At 60.7% G+C, this 22,255-nt stretch carries 1 protein-coding gene; it reads right to left on the bottom strand.

All coding sequences use genetic code 11. From position 1 onward, the window contains the following. Window positions 1-4 precede the first annotated feature (4 nt). The gene (locus JAB6_RS29180) at window positions 5-22,225 is read right to left on the bottom strand and encodes a filamentous hemagglutinin N-terminal domain-containing protein (RefSeq protein ID WP_070306021.1); all 22,221 of its coding nucleotides are present in this window, start codon (window positions 22,223-22,225) and stop codon (window positions 5-7) included. Between the last annotated feature and the right edge of the window lie 30 nt (window positions 22,226-22,255).

A 22,255-nucleotide genomic window follows, 5' to 3' on the forward strand; every position in this document is an offset into this window, starting at 1 on the left:
TCTCTTAAGGCATATATTCTGGATTCTTTATGAATGGCCCAACAAATTTTCCACTCGGACTTAACCCCCGCGCGCCCATAATATCCGATGATTTTATGCCCCCTGGAACAGCAATTTCAAGCTCATTACGGAATGGACTACGGGTTCCCAACGTCGCATTTACATCTACCCCATTAGGCTGACCTCTCATAGTATAAACAAACCCACCTTCTTCCACCCCGGGAGCAGCGCGTGCAACGTTCGGTGATATTGAAGTTGAAACATATGCGCTGTTTCTGTTGGAAGTGGCATGGTTTAAGATATCCATGTTAGTGCCCTGCGGTTGGAATCCTTCATTAAAAACTAAGGCAGGTGCACGATCATCACCACGGAAAATAAATCCTGATTTTCTCGTCGCAGCCGCATTCTCGATTGCCGCAGTGCTATTTGCCCCAGCAACCTCACCCACCTGCGCCGTCGCACCTGCCTTCGTCGCCAAATTGCTCACATTAGTAGTTTGTAGCAAACGGGGGGCAGAAAATCCAGCGCCAATTTGAGTGCCAGCATATATTAGCTCGGACGTCTCCGGCGAGAGTCCTGTCATCTGGATAAGCGACCCGCCGACGGTCGGGTGCACCTTCTTATCATAGACGCTTATACCACCAGAAACGGCAGTATCAACACCGGAAAGTCCCAAATAAAGACCGACTGCGGCCACTCCACATCCTACGCCCAAACTAGGAATACAGGTAGACAGCCCACCATAAACCATAGTGCCACCAACTCCCGCTTGCAGTGTCCCTCCAGTTGCCTGCAACGCCCCTGCTAATTGAGTATCGCGTCCAGCGTTGGGTTTCGACGGCAAGACGCCAGCCGCACATTCGGCAGTCACACACCGTGCAGTAGAGACAGGCGATGGAGTATTGGTATAGGTCGGCGCCTTGGTAAACAAGTAAGCACTGGTACTTCCTCCCGTGTTCTCTTGAGTAAAAGTCATCAAATCGTTACTTGGCCGGGTAGGCGCTTTCTCGAGTAAAGTGATTTGGTCGCCAGGAATAGACACCACAGGCATTGTATTGTCAGCTTTTAAGATCTCTTGTATCGTCTTGCCCGTTTTGATATCGACGTTCCTAACGAAGGTTTCCTGTGTATTTTCAGCAACAACAATATTGCCTGCCTCGTCACGCAACCCCGAATAGCGCATAGCGTCCAATATTTGCTTTTCGGTATATTTACCCTTGCTTAACTCAGCTAAGGCCTTTGCTTTCTGGCGATCACCCGGATGCAGCATCCGGTTATTGACATCGGTATTAAATGCTGTCGCCGCACCGGCCCCTCCTCCCGCAGCAACGCCAATCGACGTGGCTGCTGCTGCGCCCAAGGCCTGCTTGACGGGCTCAGGCAGATCCATACCGTCGATCATCTCACCGATCTTGGGCATGGCAGCGGCGCTGGCCCCGGAGCCAAGCGCGCCACCGACACCTCCGGCAAGTGCACCGGCCGCCGTATGCGCAGCAACACGATACACCCCGCCTTCCTCCCATTTCGCGGCCTCCGCCAGATCGCCCACATCCCTGGCATCTTTCATTTTCTTGTCTGCGTAATCCCCGATCTCCTTCGCAGCCATTGAACCGAACGCCGCCGTGATCGCCATCTGCGCCTGCGTTTCCTTCTCCAGCTTCTTGCCGTCCCATGCCTTGCTCAAGGCACCGCTGCTATCTTTCTCGCTGCTGACATCGCGGTTCAGTTCAGCCAGCATTTTCGTCGCCGTCTTGCCCGTCAGCGCCTGTTGTTTCTCTGCATCCGTGATAAGAATAGTGCCGCCGCTGATGCCCGAACCCGTCGTGCTGCTCTGGCTGCCCGATACGCTACCGATACCGGCCGAGCCTCCCGGATTGGACTTCATCTTCGCTGCGTCCTTGCTTTCGGTCGTTTTGGCTGTGCTCTGATCGCCCATCTTGCCGCTGACGGATCCGCTCAAGCTGAACCCGCTAGCCGAATGCTCATCCTTGTTTTGCAGTTCGCTCGTCGTCAAGGTGCCCGTGATCAGCGAGTTCTTGCCATCTGTGACCGCTTTGCCGCTGCTGGCAATCACGCCAGCCTGCAGATCGGTGTTGCCAGTAACGTTGATCTGGAAGCCACCGTCGCCCGCCTTGATGCCGCTTTGTTCCGTAACGCTGGCAAAGTCACCTTTGGCCTTGCTCTTCGAGACACTGCCGCCGACACTGCTGGCGCCATAGCAGAACGGAGGAATACACAAGCTCATGTTGAAGCCCGCGCTGCTGCTCTTGCTGGCGTAGGTGCTTGTATCCTGCAAGCTGACAATGTTCAGGTTGCCGCCGATGGCGCCCTTGACCGTGTCTGCCGCCAAAATCGCGCCTTGCAAGGTCGTGTCGCCACCACTGATGATGGTCGCCGTCTTGCCTGCCGTCACATAGGTGTTGGTGTAGTAACTGTCCGTGCCATCGGCCTTGCCGCGTGCCTTGTTTGCGGCAATATCGAGGCTGAAACCGTTTTGCGTGCCGCCAAAGGTATAGCCGACGCCGATGCTGGAACCGCTGCTGCTGTTCTTGCTCGTTTGCGTCGCCGTGTTTTGCGCCGCAAGCAAGTTGATCTTGTCGTCGGCAAACAAAGTGAGATTGCCGCCAGCCCCGATCTTGCTGCCAGCCACTGTCAAATCACTGCCCGCCCCTGCCCCAGTCGCAACGATGCTGACATTACCGGTTGCATTGACCGCGCTGCCAACCACCGTGCTGCTACTCTGGTGCATCTCGCTTTCGCTCTTGCTGCTGCCCAGGCTGACGCTGATCTTGATGCCATTGCTGGTCAATCCCTTCGAAGCCAAGCCAGCCAGATCTGTGGCCTTCGATGCCAAAGTCACCGCAGCCAGGGCCTGCATGCGCGAGTCCTTCGTCTGTTCGGCTGCCTTCGCCAGACTGCCAATGCTTTTCACGGCGTCGACAATCGGCACGTTGACCGTACCGCCAAGGGCCACCTTGCTGAAGGTCGTGTGCTGCTCGCTGGCATTGCTGTTGTACGCCTCCTTGATCAACACATTCTTGCCGACGATGCTGATATCGCCAGGCAGGCCGCCATTTGTACCCGCGCCGGTCGCCAGCACTTCGCTGGCCGTCTGCGTATACGTCTCGCCCGCGCGCAGCGACACATTGCCGCCCAGGCTGGCAATCTGGCTGCCCACTTGCGCCACGCCCGTGTACTTGCCATCGCTGGTGGTCTTTACCGTACCAAAAGCTGGCTGGTTGATGCTGCCGATAAAGCCAGATTTCTTGCTAAAGCTGCTCGACGTCGTGTCTTTGTCATTCTCGGCACTGACAATGCTCAGGTTGCGCAAGGCGGTCAAGTCAATATTGCCATCGGCCACCACCGTACTGCCCTTGATGGCGACATCGCGTCCACCCACCATCGTCACACTGCCGCCACTGACGGCACTTCCCGCTTGGGTAACGGTGCGGCCATCGTCGGCCTGGCTGGTCAGCGACTTGCTCAGGCCAAAGGTGCCGCTCTTCTTGACTTGCTTGGAGTGAATCTCCTTGCCGTCCAGTCCGACGGACTCGATGCTGATATCGTTTTTCGCCATTAAATTGGCGGCCTCGTGCGCAAGTACCGATGAACCCGCTACCTTCAGGTCATGCCCGGCGACGATATCGACTGTATTGCCCGTCAATGAAGTCCCCAGCGCCGTGCTGGTCTGTACGAGATCGCGCGTGGTCGTCGTTTTGCTGGAGAATGCGCCTCTCGACTTGACCTTACTGGCAGAATCATAAATGTCTGTGGAGAGGCCATTAATCAAACTAATATTATTGCTCGCAGCCAGTGACAAGCCTTTTCCTGCTTGTATATCGGAAGCTGTAGCCGTCAGATTATTCCCCGCCTGCAGTGTGATATTCCCCATTCCCAATACTTGGCTGCCAATATCAGTAATATTGCTTGTCTTTACATAATTCTCGGCATTGTAATAAGTATGCTTGCTACTACCCACCTCAACGACGCCGAGCTGGATGTCGCGCTCAGCAGACAAATATGTGTCGCCGCTGCTACTCGTATTTGCAACAACGCCCCCGATTACGTTCACGTCACGTCCAGCCGCAACAATCAACGTGCCGTTACCGCTTTCTCCTCCCGTCACATACAAACCAGCCACTCGCTCCAGAACTGTCGATGTAGATGTCGTATAGGCATACTTGGATGAAAAGTCAGTCGTAGTACTGACTATATTGATATCTCGGCCAGCAGAGACCAACAGTTCGCTATTGGCAGAAATTGTAGCGCCAACATTATTCAGATCTTTTTTTGCGGCGACTGCAACCGCATCACCCTGAATACGGCCCTGCATGTTTTCCACATTTTCAGCATTCAGCTTGACAACTTCGCGGCCAGCAATGGTGCCTCCATTTACCAAGTCGCCAGATAGACTGATATCAATATCTTTGCCTGAAAGTAGGCTGCCAGAGCCATCAAGATCGTCTGCGCGTAGGCGTACATATACTTGCGGCACTAGCACTTTTTGCGTGGAACCGTCGGCCAAAGCGACTTCCCGCTCTACCAGCCAAACGATATCACTGGTCAATGCAGCCATCTGCGCTGGAGTCAAGGCTACGCCAGGGCGCAGATCCCACGTCTTGGCATAGGCAGCCCCGGCATCCATCAAACCGCGATACTGCTGATCATCACTACTGTAGTCACCCACAAATCGCTGTCCCGTCAGTTCAGCTATTTGCTCGCGCACAAGACGCTGCTCATAAAAGCCATCGCCAAGGCGCTTTTGCGTCACACCAGGATCAAGCTGAACCAGGTTGGTCAGGTAGTCCGATCCAGTCCATTCACGGTAATTGGCAAAGCGTGGATCGGTTTCGACAAGATAACGTGCTAAAGGCCCAGTACTAGTCTTGAACAGACTGGCGCTTGGCAATTGCATTGGCGGAGATAAGGTACGCACTACCTGCGCTCTGCCGGATGGATTGCTCAGCGCGATTTGCGCAATCTCGCGTACACGCGCCTGCAAAGGCCCGTTCGCCGCACTCGCTCTTGCTGCAGTACCTGAATTGTTCGACACGGAAGCAGCAGTTGCCGCTGCCATGCTGGCTTGTGTCATTGCTTCCGGGCCACTGGCACCGGTAACGAGCACTTCTGCTACGGCACCAAGATTGGCAAGCTGGCCAGCGTTACCAGTGCGGTCACTCGCTTGCAGGCCACCGCGCCCCCCCACCACGGCAGACTCGCCTTTCGAATTGATGGCCAAAGAGCTTGCATCAACTACAGCGCCGACAGGGGTTCCTCTCACGATGACACTTTCACCATGCACACCATCGTGTACCGCCGCTTGCCCCACATTGCCAAGGCGCTCGCTGCGCGCCAAACCTTCGGCCCCGTCCACCATTGACTGACCACCATGCGCACTCGTCAACAATAAAGCAGGATCGACCGTTCCGTCACTGGTTCCAGCATTGACAGCTGTCGCGGCAGCATTTTGCACTTTGCCATAGGCGGAGGCCCGGCCAGCTGGCCCGAGGAGGCCGCTCCCTTGCAATCCTTGGTCGCCACCCACCATTGCGGGACCATCTTGGGCGTTGCTGGCCAGCAAGGCTGGGTCAACAGTACTAGCAGCACCTGTGCCGCTGATGTGTCCAGCAGCACCGTGGACTACATCACCATGAGTTGCTGTTTTTCCGGCATTCCCGATACGGCCACTACCATCCTGCACTGCCGCCCCAGCAACTGCCATAGCACTCTTGCTGTCCACTCCCAAGGAAACCTTGCCTGCATCAACACTGGAAGCCGATGCTTTGCCTCCTACGGCAGCGGCACCAGCTACTGCTGTGCCACTGGCGGTGCCGGCACTGGCTGCTTGACCGGCATTTCCAATACCTGTGGCACCGGTCAGCGCGCCGCTTCCGCTGGCAGTGGCAACACCCTTTCCAGCAGCGGAATCTACTCCGGAAACAGCACCTGCCGTCTTGTTCACGGCGGTCTGCGCCACATTTGCATAGGCGCCCCCTGGTGCGCTGGTCGCACCAGTTACAGCATTGGCAGGCTGTCCAGATGGCAACGCGTATGTTACGCGTTGGTATTCTTCGTTGACGCGTATTTTATTGCTGGTCTCAACCGGAGCATAGGCTTGACTTTTTCCATAAATTCCTCCGGAATGAACTACCGGATCCGAAGGTGCGCGCAAACGTGGAGCGACAGCTGTTACCGTTCCAGTTTCCTTGCTGTAGCTGTGTAATTCAATCACCGGGTTGACTAAGGTTGTGCCAAGAACGGTCAACGTGCGGCCAGCTATCACGTGGCTTTGCTGATTGAGCGCATCACTCGAATGTATGGTCAGATTTCCACCTGAAACCAACTTACCCGGATCAGAATCGACAACGGACTCCTTGCGTGAGCTACGGGTAATCTGATAGACCAAATATCTTTCAACAGCTCTTTTAGGGTATTTCCCACTTGCAGGTATCCCTAAATGATATAGGTCAGCACCACCACCTATCGATACCGCCTCTGCCACTCCAGGACTACCTTTTAAATACCTCTGGCCGTCTACCTCATATTCGGTGACGGTTTCAGTGCCACTATCGACTGTCTCAATTCTGAAATGCGTATTTAAATTTCGGAACTGACTCGCTGCCAGATCCAGATTCCCCAGCGCCTCGATCGTCGCGCTGGCATTCGTCACCGATCCCGCCCAGCCTGTGGCGATGCGGTTGCCGTCCAGATAGCCGCCGATGGCCATGTCGCCTCCGCTGAAAATCAGGCCATGTTCGCGGTTGTTGAGTGTCGTCACGCCAATGTCGAGGCGGGTGCGCGCCGCGATGGTGGCTGCAATCCCGCCCTCCACGTCGTTGTTGACGGTGCCGCCGGCTATGCTCAGATGATCACCGTAGATGCGGCCCGTGCCCATGTTGTTCAATGTGCCGACGTTCAGTTCCGTGTTGATGCCGTCGATCACGCCACGGTTGTTCAGCAGACCGCCGACGTTGACGCGCGTCGTGCCCGCGTTGATGTCGCCCGTGCTCGTATTATCGAAATTGGCCACGCCCAGGGTCAGGGTGCTGCGCGCCTGGATTTTCCCTGCATTGGTCAGCAATCCGCCGATGGCGATATCCGCATTGCCGTTGGCCATGATTTCGGCGCCCGCGTTCAGCGTAAAGTTGCCGGCCAGGTCCAGCGCCATGTCTTTCTGCGACAGTACCTTGCCGTCGCCGCTCAGGCTGCCTGCGCGGATGTCGGTACGCTGGCCGCCGATGATGGTGCCGCCCGTATTGGTCACGGCCAGTCCACGGCCGGAGCCGGTGTCCTGCAACGCCAGCGCGCCACCGGCGCTGAGCATGCCCAGGGTATTGTTGATGCTGCCAGCGCTATTGATCGCCAGGTTGCCATCGGCGCGCACCGCGCCCTGCACATTGCTGACGTTGACACTGTTCAGGGTCACATGGATGCCTTCGATGCCTTGGCCGATAGCCAATGTATTGCCATTGTCGATCGTGGCGCCCGTCAGCGTGACGGCCGCGCCGGAACGGATCAAGCCTTGCTGGTTGTTAACGCTGCCGCCACCGGCGTTCAGGCCGATATTGCCCAGCACCTGGATTTGTCCGCCCTGGTTCTGTAAGCCACTCAAGGTCAAATCCAGCGCCGACTTGCCGACGATCTGGCCGCCACGGTTATCCAGCGGGCCCACGCTGCCCGTGATGTTGCCAGCGGCACCCAGGTAGCCGCTCGTATTGTTCCAGCTGCCCGTTTGCAGGTTGAGGCCGGCGCCACTGCTGATGCCGCCGGCACTGCCAGGATGGCGTACGGCATACGCACCCGCATTGGTGTTGAGTAAGGCATTGCCGTGCGTGTCGATGGCCATAGCGCCGCCCGACTGCAGCAGGCCGCCATCGTTGTCCAGGATACCCGTCTGCAAGTTGACGGTTCCCGTGCCCGCCAAGGTGCCTTGCGTGTTGTTGAAGACTTGGCCACGCGTGTCGAGCGTGACGTTCGCGCCGGCAATGGTGCCCTGCCCGTTCCACAGGCCGCTATTGCCCAGGATGATGTCGCCACCCGCTTGCATGGTGCCGCCACTGTTGACGGTGGCGCCCGTAGAGGTAACCTGCAACTGGCCTTGCACCGAGGCCAGCTTGCCGCCCGCGCTGTTGTCGACGCTGGCCGCGTTCACGGTCATATTGCCCGTGGCGGCCAGCAAGCCGCCCGCATTGTTCAAGGCCTGCGCCACATTTGCCGTCAGCTGCCCACCCGCCGTGGCGCTGCCGCCCTGGTTCAGCAGGCTGCCAGCACCCAGCACGACATTGCCGCCGCCAGCGATGGCGCCGCCATGACTATTGTCCAGCACGTTGTTCGCCGTCACCGTCAGATTGGCCGTGCCGGCCGCCTGCAGCTTGCCGCCCTGGTTGTTCAGGCTCGGGGCAACGATATTGGTGTTGCCATTGCTGGCGATCGTGCCACCACGATTGTCCAGGCTGGTCGTCAATTGAATGCTGGTATCACCTTTACCCAGCTGCGTCAGGTTGCCACCCGCATTGTCCAGGGTACTACCCGTCACGCTCACTTGCTGCGCGATGGTGCTGGCGTTGCGGTGGTCGATGGTGCCGGCTGTGACGACCAGGGCGCCATTGCCCGTGATCTGTCCGCGCAGGTCGTTCAACTGCGTGGCCTGTAAGTTCAAGGTACCGCTGCCCGCGTGCTCGATCTTGCCATCCGTATTCGTCAGGATGCCTGCTTTCAGGCCCAGGTTGGCGCTGTTGACGGCGATGCGCCCGCCCGTGTTGTCCAGCACGCCCGCTGGCGATGTCAGCTCGATGACCGTATTGCCGGTACCCGTCTGCACGATGCTGCCTTGCTGGTTGTTCAGGTTGCCCACGCCAACGGCCAGCTGGCCAGCGCTGATATCGCCGCGCTGGTTGTTCCAGGCCTGGCTATTCGCACCGGCCGTGATCGTCAAGGCGCCCGGCGTGGTGACCACGGCACCGCTGGTGCTGACGTCGCCTATTGTCGCCGTTAGATTGATATTGCCGGCACTGCTGCGGCTGCCGCCAAGGTCGACGCTGCCACCGCCCAGGACGGCATTGCCTGCCGCCAGCACCTGGCCATGGGCACCCAGCGCCTGTTGCGTCGTGATCTGCAAGTTGCCGCTCGTCTGCAAGCTGCCGTCGGCTTTCACGCCCGCGCCGATCAGGCTGGACGCGCCGCTGTTGACGGTATTGGCGCTGATGGTGTTGTTGCCCTGTGCCAGGATCACGCCGGTGTTCTCCAGCGCGCCGCTCACCTTCAGCACTTGCTCGCCGCCGGCAAACAGACTGCCGCTGTTGCGCACGCTGCCCGCCGTCGTCGTCAGATTGCCGCTGGCAACGATGCTGCCCTGCGCATTGAGCAGCTCGTCCATGCTCAATTGCGCATTGCCGCCCGCTGCCTGCAATTGTCCCAGCGTATTGTCCACCTTGCCGCCAGCCAGCGTCAGGTCGCGCCCGGCAATGATCACGCCGCTGGTATTGTCCAGCTTGCCCGTCGCCGCAACATTGACGTCCTGCGCGGACGCAATACGGCCGTGATCGTTGAGCAACTCGCCCGTTTCCACGCGCACATTGCCATTCGCCTCGATCTTGCCCCCGCTATTGTCCAGGCGCGTGCTGGCCAGTACAGTTGCCGCACTCGTGCCCAGCTGCGTGATCTGTCCCTGGCGGTTGTCGAGGATGCCGGCGGTGACGCCCACTTGCTGCGCCAACAGGCTGGCGTTGCGGTGATCGATGTAATTGGCCGCCACACCCAATGCACCATTGCCCGTGAGCTGGCCCCGTTGGCCGTACAGATTCGTGGCGCGAATGTCCAGCACACCCTTGCCCGCGTGTTCGATCTTGCCATCCACATTCGTCAGGTCGCCCGCCTGCAGACGCAGATTGGCGCTGTTGACGGCGATGCGCCCGCCCGTATTATCCAGCTTGCCCGTCTCGATGACCGTGTCGCCAGCGCCCGTCTGGATCAAGGTCCCCTTGGTGTTGTCCAGGTTGGCCACCCGCAAGGCCAGCTGCCCAGCGCTCAGGCTGCCGCCCTGGTTGACCAGTGCCTGGCCATTGGCGGCATTCGCCGTGATGCTCAATAGGCCATTGGCAGACACCACCGCCTTGCTGGTCGTCACATTGCCCGTCAAGGCCGTCAAGCCGATATTGGCCGCGCTGCTCTGGCTGCCGCCCATGTCGACCGACGCGCCCGTCAGCTGCAACTGGCCGGCCGCCATGTTCTGGCCACCGGCTTGCAAGACGCCACGGGCCGTCACCGCCAGGTCACCAGCCGAGGCAAAGCTGCCATCGGCGCGCATGCCTGCCGCCAGCAAACCGTTACCGCTCAGGCTACCCGCCGTGATCGCCGTATTGCCCAGGGCGGCCAGGGAGCCTGTATTGCTCAGCAAGCCACCGATGTCCAAGGTCTGGTTGCGTCCTGCGTACAGCACGCCTGCGTTGAGCACGTCACCGCTGACCTTGGCCGTGATATCCATGCCCGCGCTGACCGTACCTTGCGCATTGCGCAGACTGGCCGCATCCAGGCTGAGAGCGCCAGTACCCGCCTGCAGCAAGCCGCGCGTATTGTCGATGGCGCCGCCCAGGTGCAAATCGGTTGCCGACGCGATCACGCCGTCGGTATTGACGAGTGCGCCAGTGCTGACGATGTTGGCGGACATGGCCGAGGTAATCTTGCCCTTGGTGTTGTCCAGGTTGCCGGTCTGTACCGACAGCACGCCATTGCCGGCGATTTCTCCATTCGTATTGTCCAGCAGACCCGTGACGGCGACCGTCACGCCGCCCGCGCCCGTCTGCAGCAAATGGCCGCCCCGGTTGCTCAGGCTTTCTGCCTGCACGCTCAAGGTGCGCCCCGTAGTGGTAGCGTTGGCGTGATCCAGCAAGCCAGCCTTGAGATTGACGGCGCCATTGCCGATGATGCTGCCGCTGGCGCCCTGCAAGGTGGCTGCCGTGATGGCCAAGGTGCCGGTACCGGCATGCTCGATCTTGCCGCCTGCATTCGTCAAGGTGGCCGCGTCCAGAGTCAAATTATTACTATTGACAGCGATACGCCCGGCGCTGTTGTCCAGCTTGCCCGTTTGGATGACAGTGTCGCCCGTGCCCGTCTGGATAACGGTGCCTTTGGTGTTGTCCAGGTTACCTACGTGCAGATCGAGCTGGCCGGCGCTGAGTTGTCCTTCCGTATTGCGCAAGGTGGCTTGCGCATGGATCGTCAAGGCGCCAGGCGTGCTGACTACGGCTTTATTGGTACTCACATCGCCCTGTGTTGCCGTCAGGCCGATGTTGGCGGCGCCGGTCTGGCTACCGCTGATATCAACGCTGGCGCCAGTCAAATTGGCGCCGCCTGCCGCCAGAGTCTGGCCATGTGCGACCAGCGTTTGCGCGGTAGTGATCGTCAAGTCACCAGCCGTGCCTAGCTTGCCATCGGCCTGAACACCCGCGCCGATCAAGCTGCTTGCGCTGCTGTCGAGGGTCTTTGCCGTGATGCTGATATTGCCCTGCGCCGCGATGACGCCCGTGTTCGTGATGGCACCTGTTGCGGTCAAGGATTGATTCCCTGCCGCATACAGGCTGCCCGTATTGTCCAGACTGGACAGTGTCGCGTTCAGGTTGGCACCGGCAAACACGTTGCCTGCGGTGTTGTTCAAGTTCGCCACATTTAGGGTGGCATTACCGGCCACGGCCTGCAATTGGCCCTTGGTATTATCGATATCGCCACCGGACAGTTGCAGATGACGCCCTGCCGCTACCGTGCCTTCCGTGTTGTCCAGGCTGCCCACGTTCAATACCGCATCCTGCGCCGCCACGACGCGGCCCGTGTTGTTCAGCAAGGAGTTAGCTTTTATCAGCGCATCGCCATTGCCTTCGATCTTGCCGCCCGTGTTGTCGAGCTGGCCCGTGGTGCTCACCGTCATGAGGCCCGTGCCCGTCTGTGCCAGGCTACCGGCACGGTTGTCCAGGCTGCCGGCGTTGATGGTCAGCTGATTTGCCACCGTCGTCGCATTGCGGTGATCGAGAGTCGCAGCGGTAATGTCGAGCTTGCCATTGCCCGTGATCTTGCCGAACTGGTTGTTGAACTGGCCCGCATTGATGGCCAACACGCCGGCACCAGCATGTTCCAGCTTGCCATTGATGTTCGTTAACACCGTGGCGTTCAGGGCCAGGTTAGCGCTGTTGGCGGCGATGCGGCCGGCCGTGTTGTCGAGCTTGCCTGTGGTAATGACGGTATCGCCGGCACCCGTCTGCACGATGTCGCCGCTGGCGTTGTTCAGGCTGGCCACGTTCAGTTGCAACTGACCTGCCACCAGTTGACCTTGGTTGTTCACCAGTGACTGGGCGTTGGCCGCATTGGCCGTGATGGCCAGCACGTTGCTGGCCGAGATGACGGCTTTGTTCGTCAGCACATCGCCGCTGCGCGCGGTAATGGCGATGTTGCTTGCCCCCGTCTGGCTGCCCGACAGGTCCACATTGGCACCCGTCAGCGTGGCTGTGCCCGCTGCCAGATTCTGGCCACTGGCCTGCAACACACCATCGGCATTGATGATCAGATCGCCCACCGTCCCAAGGCTGCCATCCGCTTTCACGCCGGCGCCCAGCAGACCGCTGCTGATCACTTTGCCAGCGGTAATCGTCGTGTTATTGACGGAAGCGATAGAACCTGTGTTGTTGAGCAAGCCGCCCACCGTCAGTTGCTGGTTGCGGCCCGCATACAGCAGGCCTGCGTTGTTCAGATCGCCGCTCACTTTCGCCGTCAGGTCCGTGCCGGCGCTGACCGTGCCCTGCTGGTTCAGCAAGCTGGCCGTATCCAGACGCAAGGTGTCCGCCTGCAATATGCCGCGCGTGTTGTCGACATGCACGCCACCGACATGCAAGTCGGCAGTCGCGGCAATCACGCCGTCCGTATTATTCAGCACGCCTTTGCTGACAATATCCGCCGAGGCTGCGGACGTGATGCGGCCCTTGCGGTTATCCAGCACACCTGCTTGCAGATTCAAGATGCCCGTGCCCGCATGCTCAATCTTGCCGTCCTTGTTCGTGACGCTGACGGCATCGATGTTCAAGTTTGCGCTGTTGACGGCGATGCGGCCGGCCGTATTGTCCAGACTGCCGGTCTGGATGACCGTATTACCCGTGCCCGTTTGCAACACGACGCCTTTGGCGTTGTCCAAGTTTGCCACGTGCAGGTCGAGCTGGCCTGCCTGCAATGTCCCTTCCGTATTATGCAAGGTGGCTTTGGTCGCCACACTCAACGTACCCGAGGTCGTCACGACCGCCTTGTTCGTACTGACGTCACCTTGGGTGGCCGTCAGGCCGACGTTGGCACCGCTGGCCTGGCTGCCGGTGATATCGAGCGTGGCGCCGGTCAGATTGGCACTACCTGCGGCGAGAATCTGGCCATGCGCGGCGAGGTTCTGCGCAGTGCTGATCGTCAAGTCACCCGACGTGCCCAGCTTGCCATCGGCCTGGATACCGGCGCCGATCAAGCTGCTCGCGCTGCTGTCGATAGACTTTGCCGTAAGGTTGTTGTTACCCTGTGCCGCAATGACGCCCGTGTTCGTGATGGCACCTGTTGCGGTCAAGGATTGATTCCCTGCCGCATACAGGCTGCCCGTGTTATTCACGGTGTCGAGCGTGGTGTTCAGGTTGGCGCCAGAAAACACGCTGCCTGCCGCATTGTTCAGGCTCGCTACGTTCAAGGTGGCGTTGCCCGCCACGGCCTGCAGCTGGCCCTTGGTATTGTCGATATCGCCACCGGAAAGGTTCAGGTGACGGCCCGCCGCTACCGTACCTTCCGTGTTGTCCAAGGTACCGACGTTCAACTCGGCATCCTGCGCCGCCACGATGCGTCCCGTGTTGTTCAGCAAGGAGTTAGCTTTTATCAGCGCATCGCCGTTGCCTTCGATCTTGCCGCCCGTGTTGTCGAGCTGGCCCGTAGTGCTCACCGTCATGAGGCCCGTACCCGTCTGGGCCAGGCTGCCGCTGCGGTTGTCCAGGCTGCCTGCGTTGATAGTTAGCTGATTCGCCACCGTCGTTGCATTGCGATGATCCAGAGTGGCAGCCATCATATCCAGCTTGCCATTGCCCGTGATCTTGCCGAACTGGTTGTTGAATTGACCCGCGTTGATGGCCAGCACATCGGCACCAGCATGTTCCAGCTTGCCATTGATGTTCGTTAACACCGTGGCGTTCAGGGCAAGATTATTGCTGTTGACGGCGATGCGGCCGGCCGTGTTGTCCAACTCACCTGTAGTGATGACGGTATCGCCCGTGCCCGTCTGCACGATCTCGCCGCTGGCGTTGTTCAGGTTGGCGGCGTTCAGCTGCAGCTGTCCTGCCACCAGCTGGCCCTGGCTGTTCACCAACGACTGGGCGTTAGTCGCATTGGCCGTAATGGCCAGCACATTGCTGGCGGAAATCACGGCCTTGTTCGTCACGACATCATCAGTATTTGCCGTGATGGCGATGTTTGCCGCGCCCGTCTGGCTGCCAGACAGGTCCATACTGGCACCCGTCAACGTGGCCGTACTTGCTGCCAGATTCTGGCCACTGGCCTGCAGCACACCATCGGCGTTGATGGTGAGATCGCCCGCCGTCCCCAGGCTGCCGTCCGCTTTCACGCCGGCGCCCAGCAAGCCGCTGCTGGTCACTTTGCCAGCGGTAATATGGGTGTTGCCAACGGAGGCAATGGAACCTGTGTTGTTCAGCAAGCCGCCCACCGTCAGTTGCTGGTTGCGCCCCGCGTACAGCAGGCCAGCGTTGTTCAGATCGCCGCTCACTTTCGCCGTCAGGTCCGTGCCGGCGCTGACCGTGCCCTGCTGGTTCAGCAATTTAGCGGCATCCAGACGTAAATTGTCCGCCTGCAACACGCCGCGCGTGTTGTCGATATTCACACCACCGACATGCAAGTCGGCAGTCGCGGCAATCACGCCGTCCGTATTATTCAGCACGCCTTTGCTGGCAATATCCGCCGAGGCAGCGGACGTGATGCGGCCCTTGCTGTTATCCAGCACGCCTGCTTGCAGATTCAAGATGCCTGTGCCCGCATGCTCGATCTTGCCATCCTGGTTCGTGACCGTGACGGCATCGATGTTCAGGTCCTTGCTGTTGACGGCGATGCGTCCGGCGGTGTTGTCCAGATTGCCGGTAACGATAGTCGTGTCGCCCGTACCCGTTTGCAACACGACGCCTTTGGCGTTGTCGAGGTTTGCCACGTGCAGGTCGAGTTGACCTGCCTGCAAGGTGCCTTCCGTGTTGTGCAAGGTGGCGTTGCTAGTGATGTTCAATGTGCCGGGCGTCGTGACTGCCGCCTTGCTAGCGTTGACATCGCCCTGTGTCGCCGTCAGCCCGATGTTGGCGGCGCCAGTCTGGCTGCCGCTGATATCGAGCGTGGCGCCGCTCAGGTTGGCATTGCCTGCCGCCAGAATCTGGCCATGCGCGGCGAGGTTTTGCGCAGTGCTGATCGTCAATTCACCCGACGTGCCCAGCTTGCCATCGGCCTGGATGCCGGCGCCGATCAAGCTGCTCGCGCTGCTGTCGATGGACTTCGCCGTGATGTTGTTGTTGCCTTGTGCCGCGATCACGCCCGTGTTCACGATGGCGCCGCTGGCGTTCAGGGTCTGATTGCCAGCCGCATACAGACTGCCGGTATTGCTCAAGGTATCGAGCGTGGTGTTCAGATTCGCACCGGCAAACACGCTGCCTGCCGCATTGTTCAGGTGCGCCACATTCAAGGTGGCGTTGCCCGCCACAGCTTGCAGCTGGCCCTTGGTATTGTCGATATCGCCACCGGAAAGGTTCAGGTGACGGCCCGCCGCCACCGTACCTTCCGTGTTGTCCAGGTTGCCCACGTTCAATACGGCATCCTGCGCCGCCACGATGCGGCCCGTGTTGTTCAGCAAGGTGGTGGCCTTTATCAGGGCATCGCCGTTACCTTCGATCTTGCCGCCCGTGTTGTCGAGCTGGCCAGTGATGCTCACCGTCATCAGTCCGGTACCCGTCTGGGCCAGGCTGCCGCTGCGGTTGTCCAGGCTGGCTGCGTTGATGGTCAGCTGATTTGCCACCGTCGTCGCATTGCGATGATCCAGCGTCGCAGCAGTGATGTCGAGCTTGCCATTGCCCGTGATCTTGCCGAACTGGTTGTTGAACTGGCCCGCGTTGATAGCCAGGATGCCGGCACCAGCATGTTCCAGCTTGCCATTGATGTTCGTTAACACCGTGGCGTTCAGGGCCAGGTTGGCGCTGTTGGCGGCGATGCGGCCCGCCGTGTTGTCCAACTTACCTGTGGTGATGACGGTGTCCCCGGCACCTGTCTGCACGATCTCGCCGCTGGCGTTGTTCAGGTTGGCTACGTTCAGCTGCAGCTGGCCGGCCACCAGTTGCCCCTGGGTATTCACCAACGACTGGGCGTTAGTCGCATTGGCGGTGATGGCCAGCACATTGCTCGCCGAGATGACGGCTTTATTCGTCAGCACATCGCCGCTGCGTGCGGTAATGGCGATGTTGCTTGCCCCCGTCTGGCTGCCCGACAGGTCCACACTGGCACCCGTCAACGTGGCTGTGCCCGCCGCCAGGTTCTGGCCACTGGCCTGCAACACACCATCGGCATTGATGGTCAGATCGCCCACCGTGCCCAGGTTGCCGTCCGCTTTCACGCCAGCGCCCAGCAAGCCGCTGCTGGTCACTTTGCCAGCGGTAATCGTCGTGTTATTGACGGAAGCGATGGAACCTGTGTTGTTGAGCAAGCCGCCCACCGTCAGCTGCTGGTTGCGGCCCGCATACAGCAGGCCAGCATTGTTCAACGTATCACTGATGCGCGCCGTCAGGTCCGTGCCGGCGCTGAGCGTGCCCTGCTGGTTCAGCAAAGTTGCCGCATCAATGCGCAACATGTCCGCCTGCAACACGCCGCGCGTGTTGTCCAGCGCAGTACTACCCACCTGCAGGCCAGTAGTCGCGGCGATCACGCCATCGGTATTATTCAGCCCATCTTTGCTGACGACAGAAGCAGCTGCCGCCGAGGTGATACGGCCCTTGCTGTTGTCCACCACGCCAGCCTGCACCGACAAAATGCCCGTACCCGCATGTTCGATCTTGCCATCGCGGTTCGTCAGCATGGCCGCATCGATGTTCAAGTCTTTGCTGTTGACGGCGATGCGCCCAGCCGTATTGTCCAGATTGCCGGTGACAATGTTCGTGTCACCCGTGCCCGTCTGCAAGATGGTACCTTTTGCGTTGTCCAGATTGGCCACATGCAAGTCGAGCTGGCCTGCCTGCAAGGTACCGTCCGTGTTGTGCAACGCGGCGCTGCTCGTCACATTCAATGTGCCTGGCGTCGTCACCACCGCCTTGTTCGTGCCGACGTCACCCTGGGTTGCCGTCAGGCCAATGTTGGCCGCGCTGGTCTGGCTGCCGCCGATATCGATGCTTGCACCTGTCAGATTGGCGCTGCCCGCCGCCAGATTTTGGCCATGCGCGGCCAACGTTTGTGTTGTGCTGATCGTCAGGTCGCCAATTGTGCCCAGCTTGCCATCAGCTTGCATGCCGGCGCCGATCAGGCTGCTCGCGCTGCTGTCGAACATCTTTGCCGTGATGCTGTTGTTGCCCTGTGCGGCGATCACGCCCGTGTTGACGATGGCGCCACTGGCGGTCAAGGTCTGGTTGCCGGCAGCATACAGGCTGCCCGTGTTGGTCAGGCTGGCCAGTGTCGCGTTCAGGTTAGCACCGGCAAACACGTTGCCTGCGGTGTTGTTCAAGTTCGCCACATTTAGGGTGGCATTACCGGCCACGGCCTGCAATTGGCCCTTGGTATTATCGATATCGCCACCGGAAAGGTTCAGGTGACGTCCCGCCGCTACCGTGCCTTCCGTGTTGTCCAGGCTACCCACGTTCAATACTGCATCCTGCGCCGCCACGATGCGGCCCGTGCTGTTCAGCAAAGTGTCTGCATTCACCAGCGCATCACCGTTGCCTTCGATCTTGCCGCCCATGTTGTCCAGCTGGCCTGTGGCGCTCACCGTCATGAGGCCCGTACCCGTCTGTGCCAGGCTACCGGCACGGTTATCCAGGCTGCCGGCGTTGATGGTCAGCTGATTTGCCACCGTCGTCGCATTGCGGTGATCGAGAGTGGTTGCCGTGATGTCGAGCTTGCCATTGCCCGTGATCTTGCCGAACTGGTTGTTGAACTGGCCCGCGTTGATGGCCAGCAAGCCGGCGCCGGCGTGTTCCAGCTTGCCATTGATGTTCGTTAGCACCGTGGCGTTCAGGGCAAGATTATTGCTGTTGACGGCGATGCGGCCGGCCGTGTTGTCCAGTTTGCCGGTGGTGATGACGGTATCGCCGGCACCCGTCTGCACGATGTCGCCACTGGCGTTGTTCAGGTTGGCGACATTCAGCTGCAGCTGTCCTGCCACCAGTTGCCCCTGGGTATTCACCAGCGACTGGGCGTTGTTTGCATTGGCCGTGATGGCCAGCACGTTGCTGGCCGAGACGACGGCTTTGTTCGTCAGCACATCGCCGCTGCGCGCGGTGATGGCGATGTTGCTTGCCCCCGTCTGGCTGCCCGACAAATCAATGGAATCACCCGCCAGCACCGCACTGCCCGCTGCCAGGTTCTGGCCGCTCGCTTGCAAGACCCCATCGGCGTTGATAGTCAGATCGCCCGCCGTACCCAGACTGCCATCGGCTTTCACGCCGGCGCCCAGCAGGCCGCTGCTGGTCACTTTGCCAGCGGTAATATGGGTGTTGCCAACGGAGGCGATGGAACCGCTGTTGTTCAACACTCCGCCCACTGTCAGCTGCTGGTCACGGCCCGCATACAGCAGGCCAGCATTATTCAAGTCTGTGCTGATGCGCGCCGTCAGGTCCGTGCCGGCGCTGAGCGTGCCCTGCTGGTTCAGCAAGCTGGCCGCATGCAGACTCAAGGTGTCTGCCTGCAATACGCCACGCGTGTTGTCGAGTCCAATACCTGTCAACTGCAGCGCCTGCGTGGCAGCAATCACGCCGTCCGTATTGTTCAGCGCCCCCTTGCTGGCGATATCCGCCGAAGCAGCCGAGGTGATACGCCCCTTGCTGTTGTCCAGTACGCCTGCTTGCACTTGCAGGCCGCCATTGCCGGCGATGGTGCCGCGCGTATTGTCCAGGGTCTGCGCCACGTCCACACGCATCTGTCCCGGTCCCGTCTGCTGCAGGGTACCGTCGCTATTGTCCAGCTGGCCGGCCTGCACTGTTACTTTCTGCCCGGAGGTGATGGCATGGCGGTGATCGATCGTGTCCGCCTGGATATCAACTAAACCATTGCCCGTCACCTTGCCGCGTTCGTCATCGAAGCGCGCCGCCTCAATACTCAGGCTGCCCGTGCCCGCATGTTCGATGCTGCCGTCGCGGTTAAGCACCTTGTCGGCATGCAGCGCCAGCTTGGCGCTGTTGACGGCGATGCGTCCGCCCGTGTTGTCCAGGGTGCTGCCTTGCAAGGTGGTGTCGCCATTGCCCGTCTGAATCAGGGTGCCGCTGCGGTTGTCGAGCGATCCCGTATTCAGGTCCAGCTGGCCCGCGCTCAAGGTACCGCGCACGTTCGACAGGGCTTGTCCGCTGCCGGCCGCCGTCACGGACAGCAGGCCGGTGGTCGTCACCAGCGCGTTATCGGTGACGACATTGCCTGCAGTAGCGTTCAAGGTAATCGCCGCGCCGCCCGTCTGGCTGCCGCTCAGGTCGATGGCGGCAGCATGCATGCTGGTCTTGCCGGCGGCCAAGTTCTGGCCATGGGCCGCGATCGCTTGCGTGGCCGTCAGCTGCAACTGGCCGCCGCCGGCCAGGCTGCCGTCGGCGCGGACCCCGGCGCCCAGCAAGCTGCCGGCCACGCTGTCGATGCGGCTGGCGTCGATGCTGTTGTCGCCCTGCGCAGCGATCACGCCGCTGTTGCTGACGGCGCCGTTCACCTGCAGCGTCTGGCTGCCGGCCGCATACAGGTTGCCGCTGTTCAGTACCTCGCCAGCCTTGGTGACAAGATTGCCACCAGCAAACACGCTGCCGGCCGTATTGTTCAGTTTTGCGACCGTCAAGGCCGCATCGCCCGCCAGCGCCTGTATTTGGCCGCGCGTATTGTCGATGTCGCCACTGTCGAGGCGCAGCTTGCCGCCCGCCGCCAGGGTCGCCTCCGTATTGTCCAGCGCGCCTGTCGACAGTGCCAGGTCGCCGCTGGCCACGATGCGGCCCTTCTGGTTCTGCACGCCGGCCGCCTGTACCGTCATCGTGCCATTGCTTTCCAGTGCACCGCCGCGGTTGTCCAGCACGCCGCGCACCTGCACGCCGGTCGCCCCCTGGCCGCTCTGCGCCAGGCTGCCGCCCCGGTTGTCCAGGGTGCCGGCGTTGATACTGAGCTGCCCCGCCACCGTACGCGCATCGCGGTGGTCAATCTGCTCTCCCGTCAGCGCCAATGCGCCGTTGCTGATGATGCTGCCGCGCTGCAAGTTGATTTGTCCCGCGCCGATCTCCAGCGCACCCGTGCCCGCATGCTGGATCTGTCCGTCCTGGTTGCTCAGGCTGGCGGCCTGCAGGCGCAAGGCCTGGCTATTCGTGGCGATGACGCCGCGTGTGTTGTCCAGGCTACCCGGCAATTGAAGTGAAAGATCGCCCGTGCCCAGTTGCGTGATCTGGCCGCCCACGTTCGACAAGTCGTGCGCATTCAGCCCCAACTGCTGGCCCGTCAGCTGCGCTGCATCGCTGCGCACGGTGCGTGCCGCGTCCAGCTGCAGGCGTTCGCGGGCACTGACCTGGGCGCGGCTGGCGTCGAGGTCGCCGGCGCTGGCGCCCAGGCTGACGTTCGCGCCCGAAACCTGCGCCCCAGCAAGGTCCAGCTGGCGCGCCGCCAGGCTGCTGTCGCCGCCCGCCACGGCCGTGCCGTGCACGGCAATGGTGTCGCCAGCGGAAACGTTCAGCTTGCCGCTGACGGTCAATGTATTGTCCAGATTCAAGCCGGCCGCCAGCACCGAGCCAGCCGTGGCATCGATGCGCGATCCGGCGCCCGTGGCTTGCACGCCGACATTGTTCTGCGCGCCGATCACGCCGCTGTTCGCAATATTGCCCTGCGCCTGCACCTGGCTGTCGCCGCCCGCATACACGGTACCGCTGTTGGCCACGTCGCCCGTGACGGCGATGCTGGTCTGGCTGCCGCTGCCGGCGGACTGGATGTTGCCGCTGTTGCTCAGCCAGCCGTTCGATTGCAGCACCAGGTTGCCCGCCGTCGCCGCCAGCACGCCCGCGTTGCGTACGCCCAGGCCCGCTTCCGTGCCGATCAAGGTAATCTTGCCCGCATACATGCCGCCCAGCTGCGCCACGTCCAGCGCGTAGGCTGGTGCAGGACCTACGCCAGACGCTGCGCCCGCCACGCCATGCGCCGCATCGATCTGATTCGTTCCTGTCACCACTTTCAGTTCCTGCGCCCAGATACCGCCATTGATTTGCGCGGCGCGCGCCAGGATGGCCGTATAGTCGCTCAGCGACGTATCGAGGCCGCGACCATTGATCGTGACCACGCCGCGCTGCACCATGTAGCCGTCCAGGCTGCCATCGTTGAGCATCGGCGTACCCGTCGTCAGCACGACCCGGCTGGCATTGATAAAACCGCCGCCATCGATGGCCACGCCAGCCGGATTGGCGATGACGACTTCGGCGCGCTGGCCCGCCACTTCCACATAGCCGCGCAACTGGCTCGGATTTGCCGAGTTGACCTCGTTGAGGATGACGCGCGCGCTGCCGCCCGCCAGCCACGGGTTGCCCTGCACCCAGCCGCCCGTCTGCGTCTGCACATTGCCGCGGCTGTTGTTGAGGATGGCGCCATTCGCCGTCACGTCGAACTGGCTGTAGGTATTGCGCGAGACACCCGCCGCGCTCGGCGTCTGGATATTCACCTGGGTCACGCCATTGGCGCTTTGCACCACCGTCGGACGCTGGCGGCCCGGCGCGTTCGGGTCGGCCACGATCTGCCCCATGGCCGGACCGGCTACAAAGGCCACCATGCCCAGCGCGCCAAATATCGCCAAGGCCAGCGGCCGCAAGCGGCCATTCACACTTAAACTTAGCCCGCCACCGCCATCACCCTCAAATACGCCGCTATCCAGGCCGCCTTCGCCCTTGGCCGCCTTGCCTTGCGACGAGGCATTTTCGGCGACGACCATCAGTTGGCCACGGCGTTTATTGAAGATGATGCGGTACAGGTTCTTGTTCATGAAATGTCCTAATGACAATTAAATGATGCG

This window comes from Janthinobacterium sp. HH104 (assembly GCF_001758715.1).
In the GTDB taxonomy this organism is placed as follows: domain Bacteria; phylum Pseudomonadota; class Gammaproteobacteria; order Burkholderiales; family Burkholderiaceae_D; genus Janthinobacterium; species Janthinobacterium aestuarii.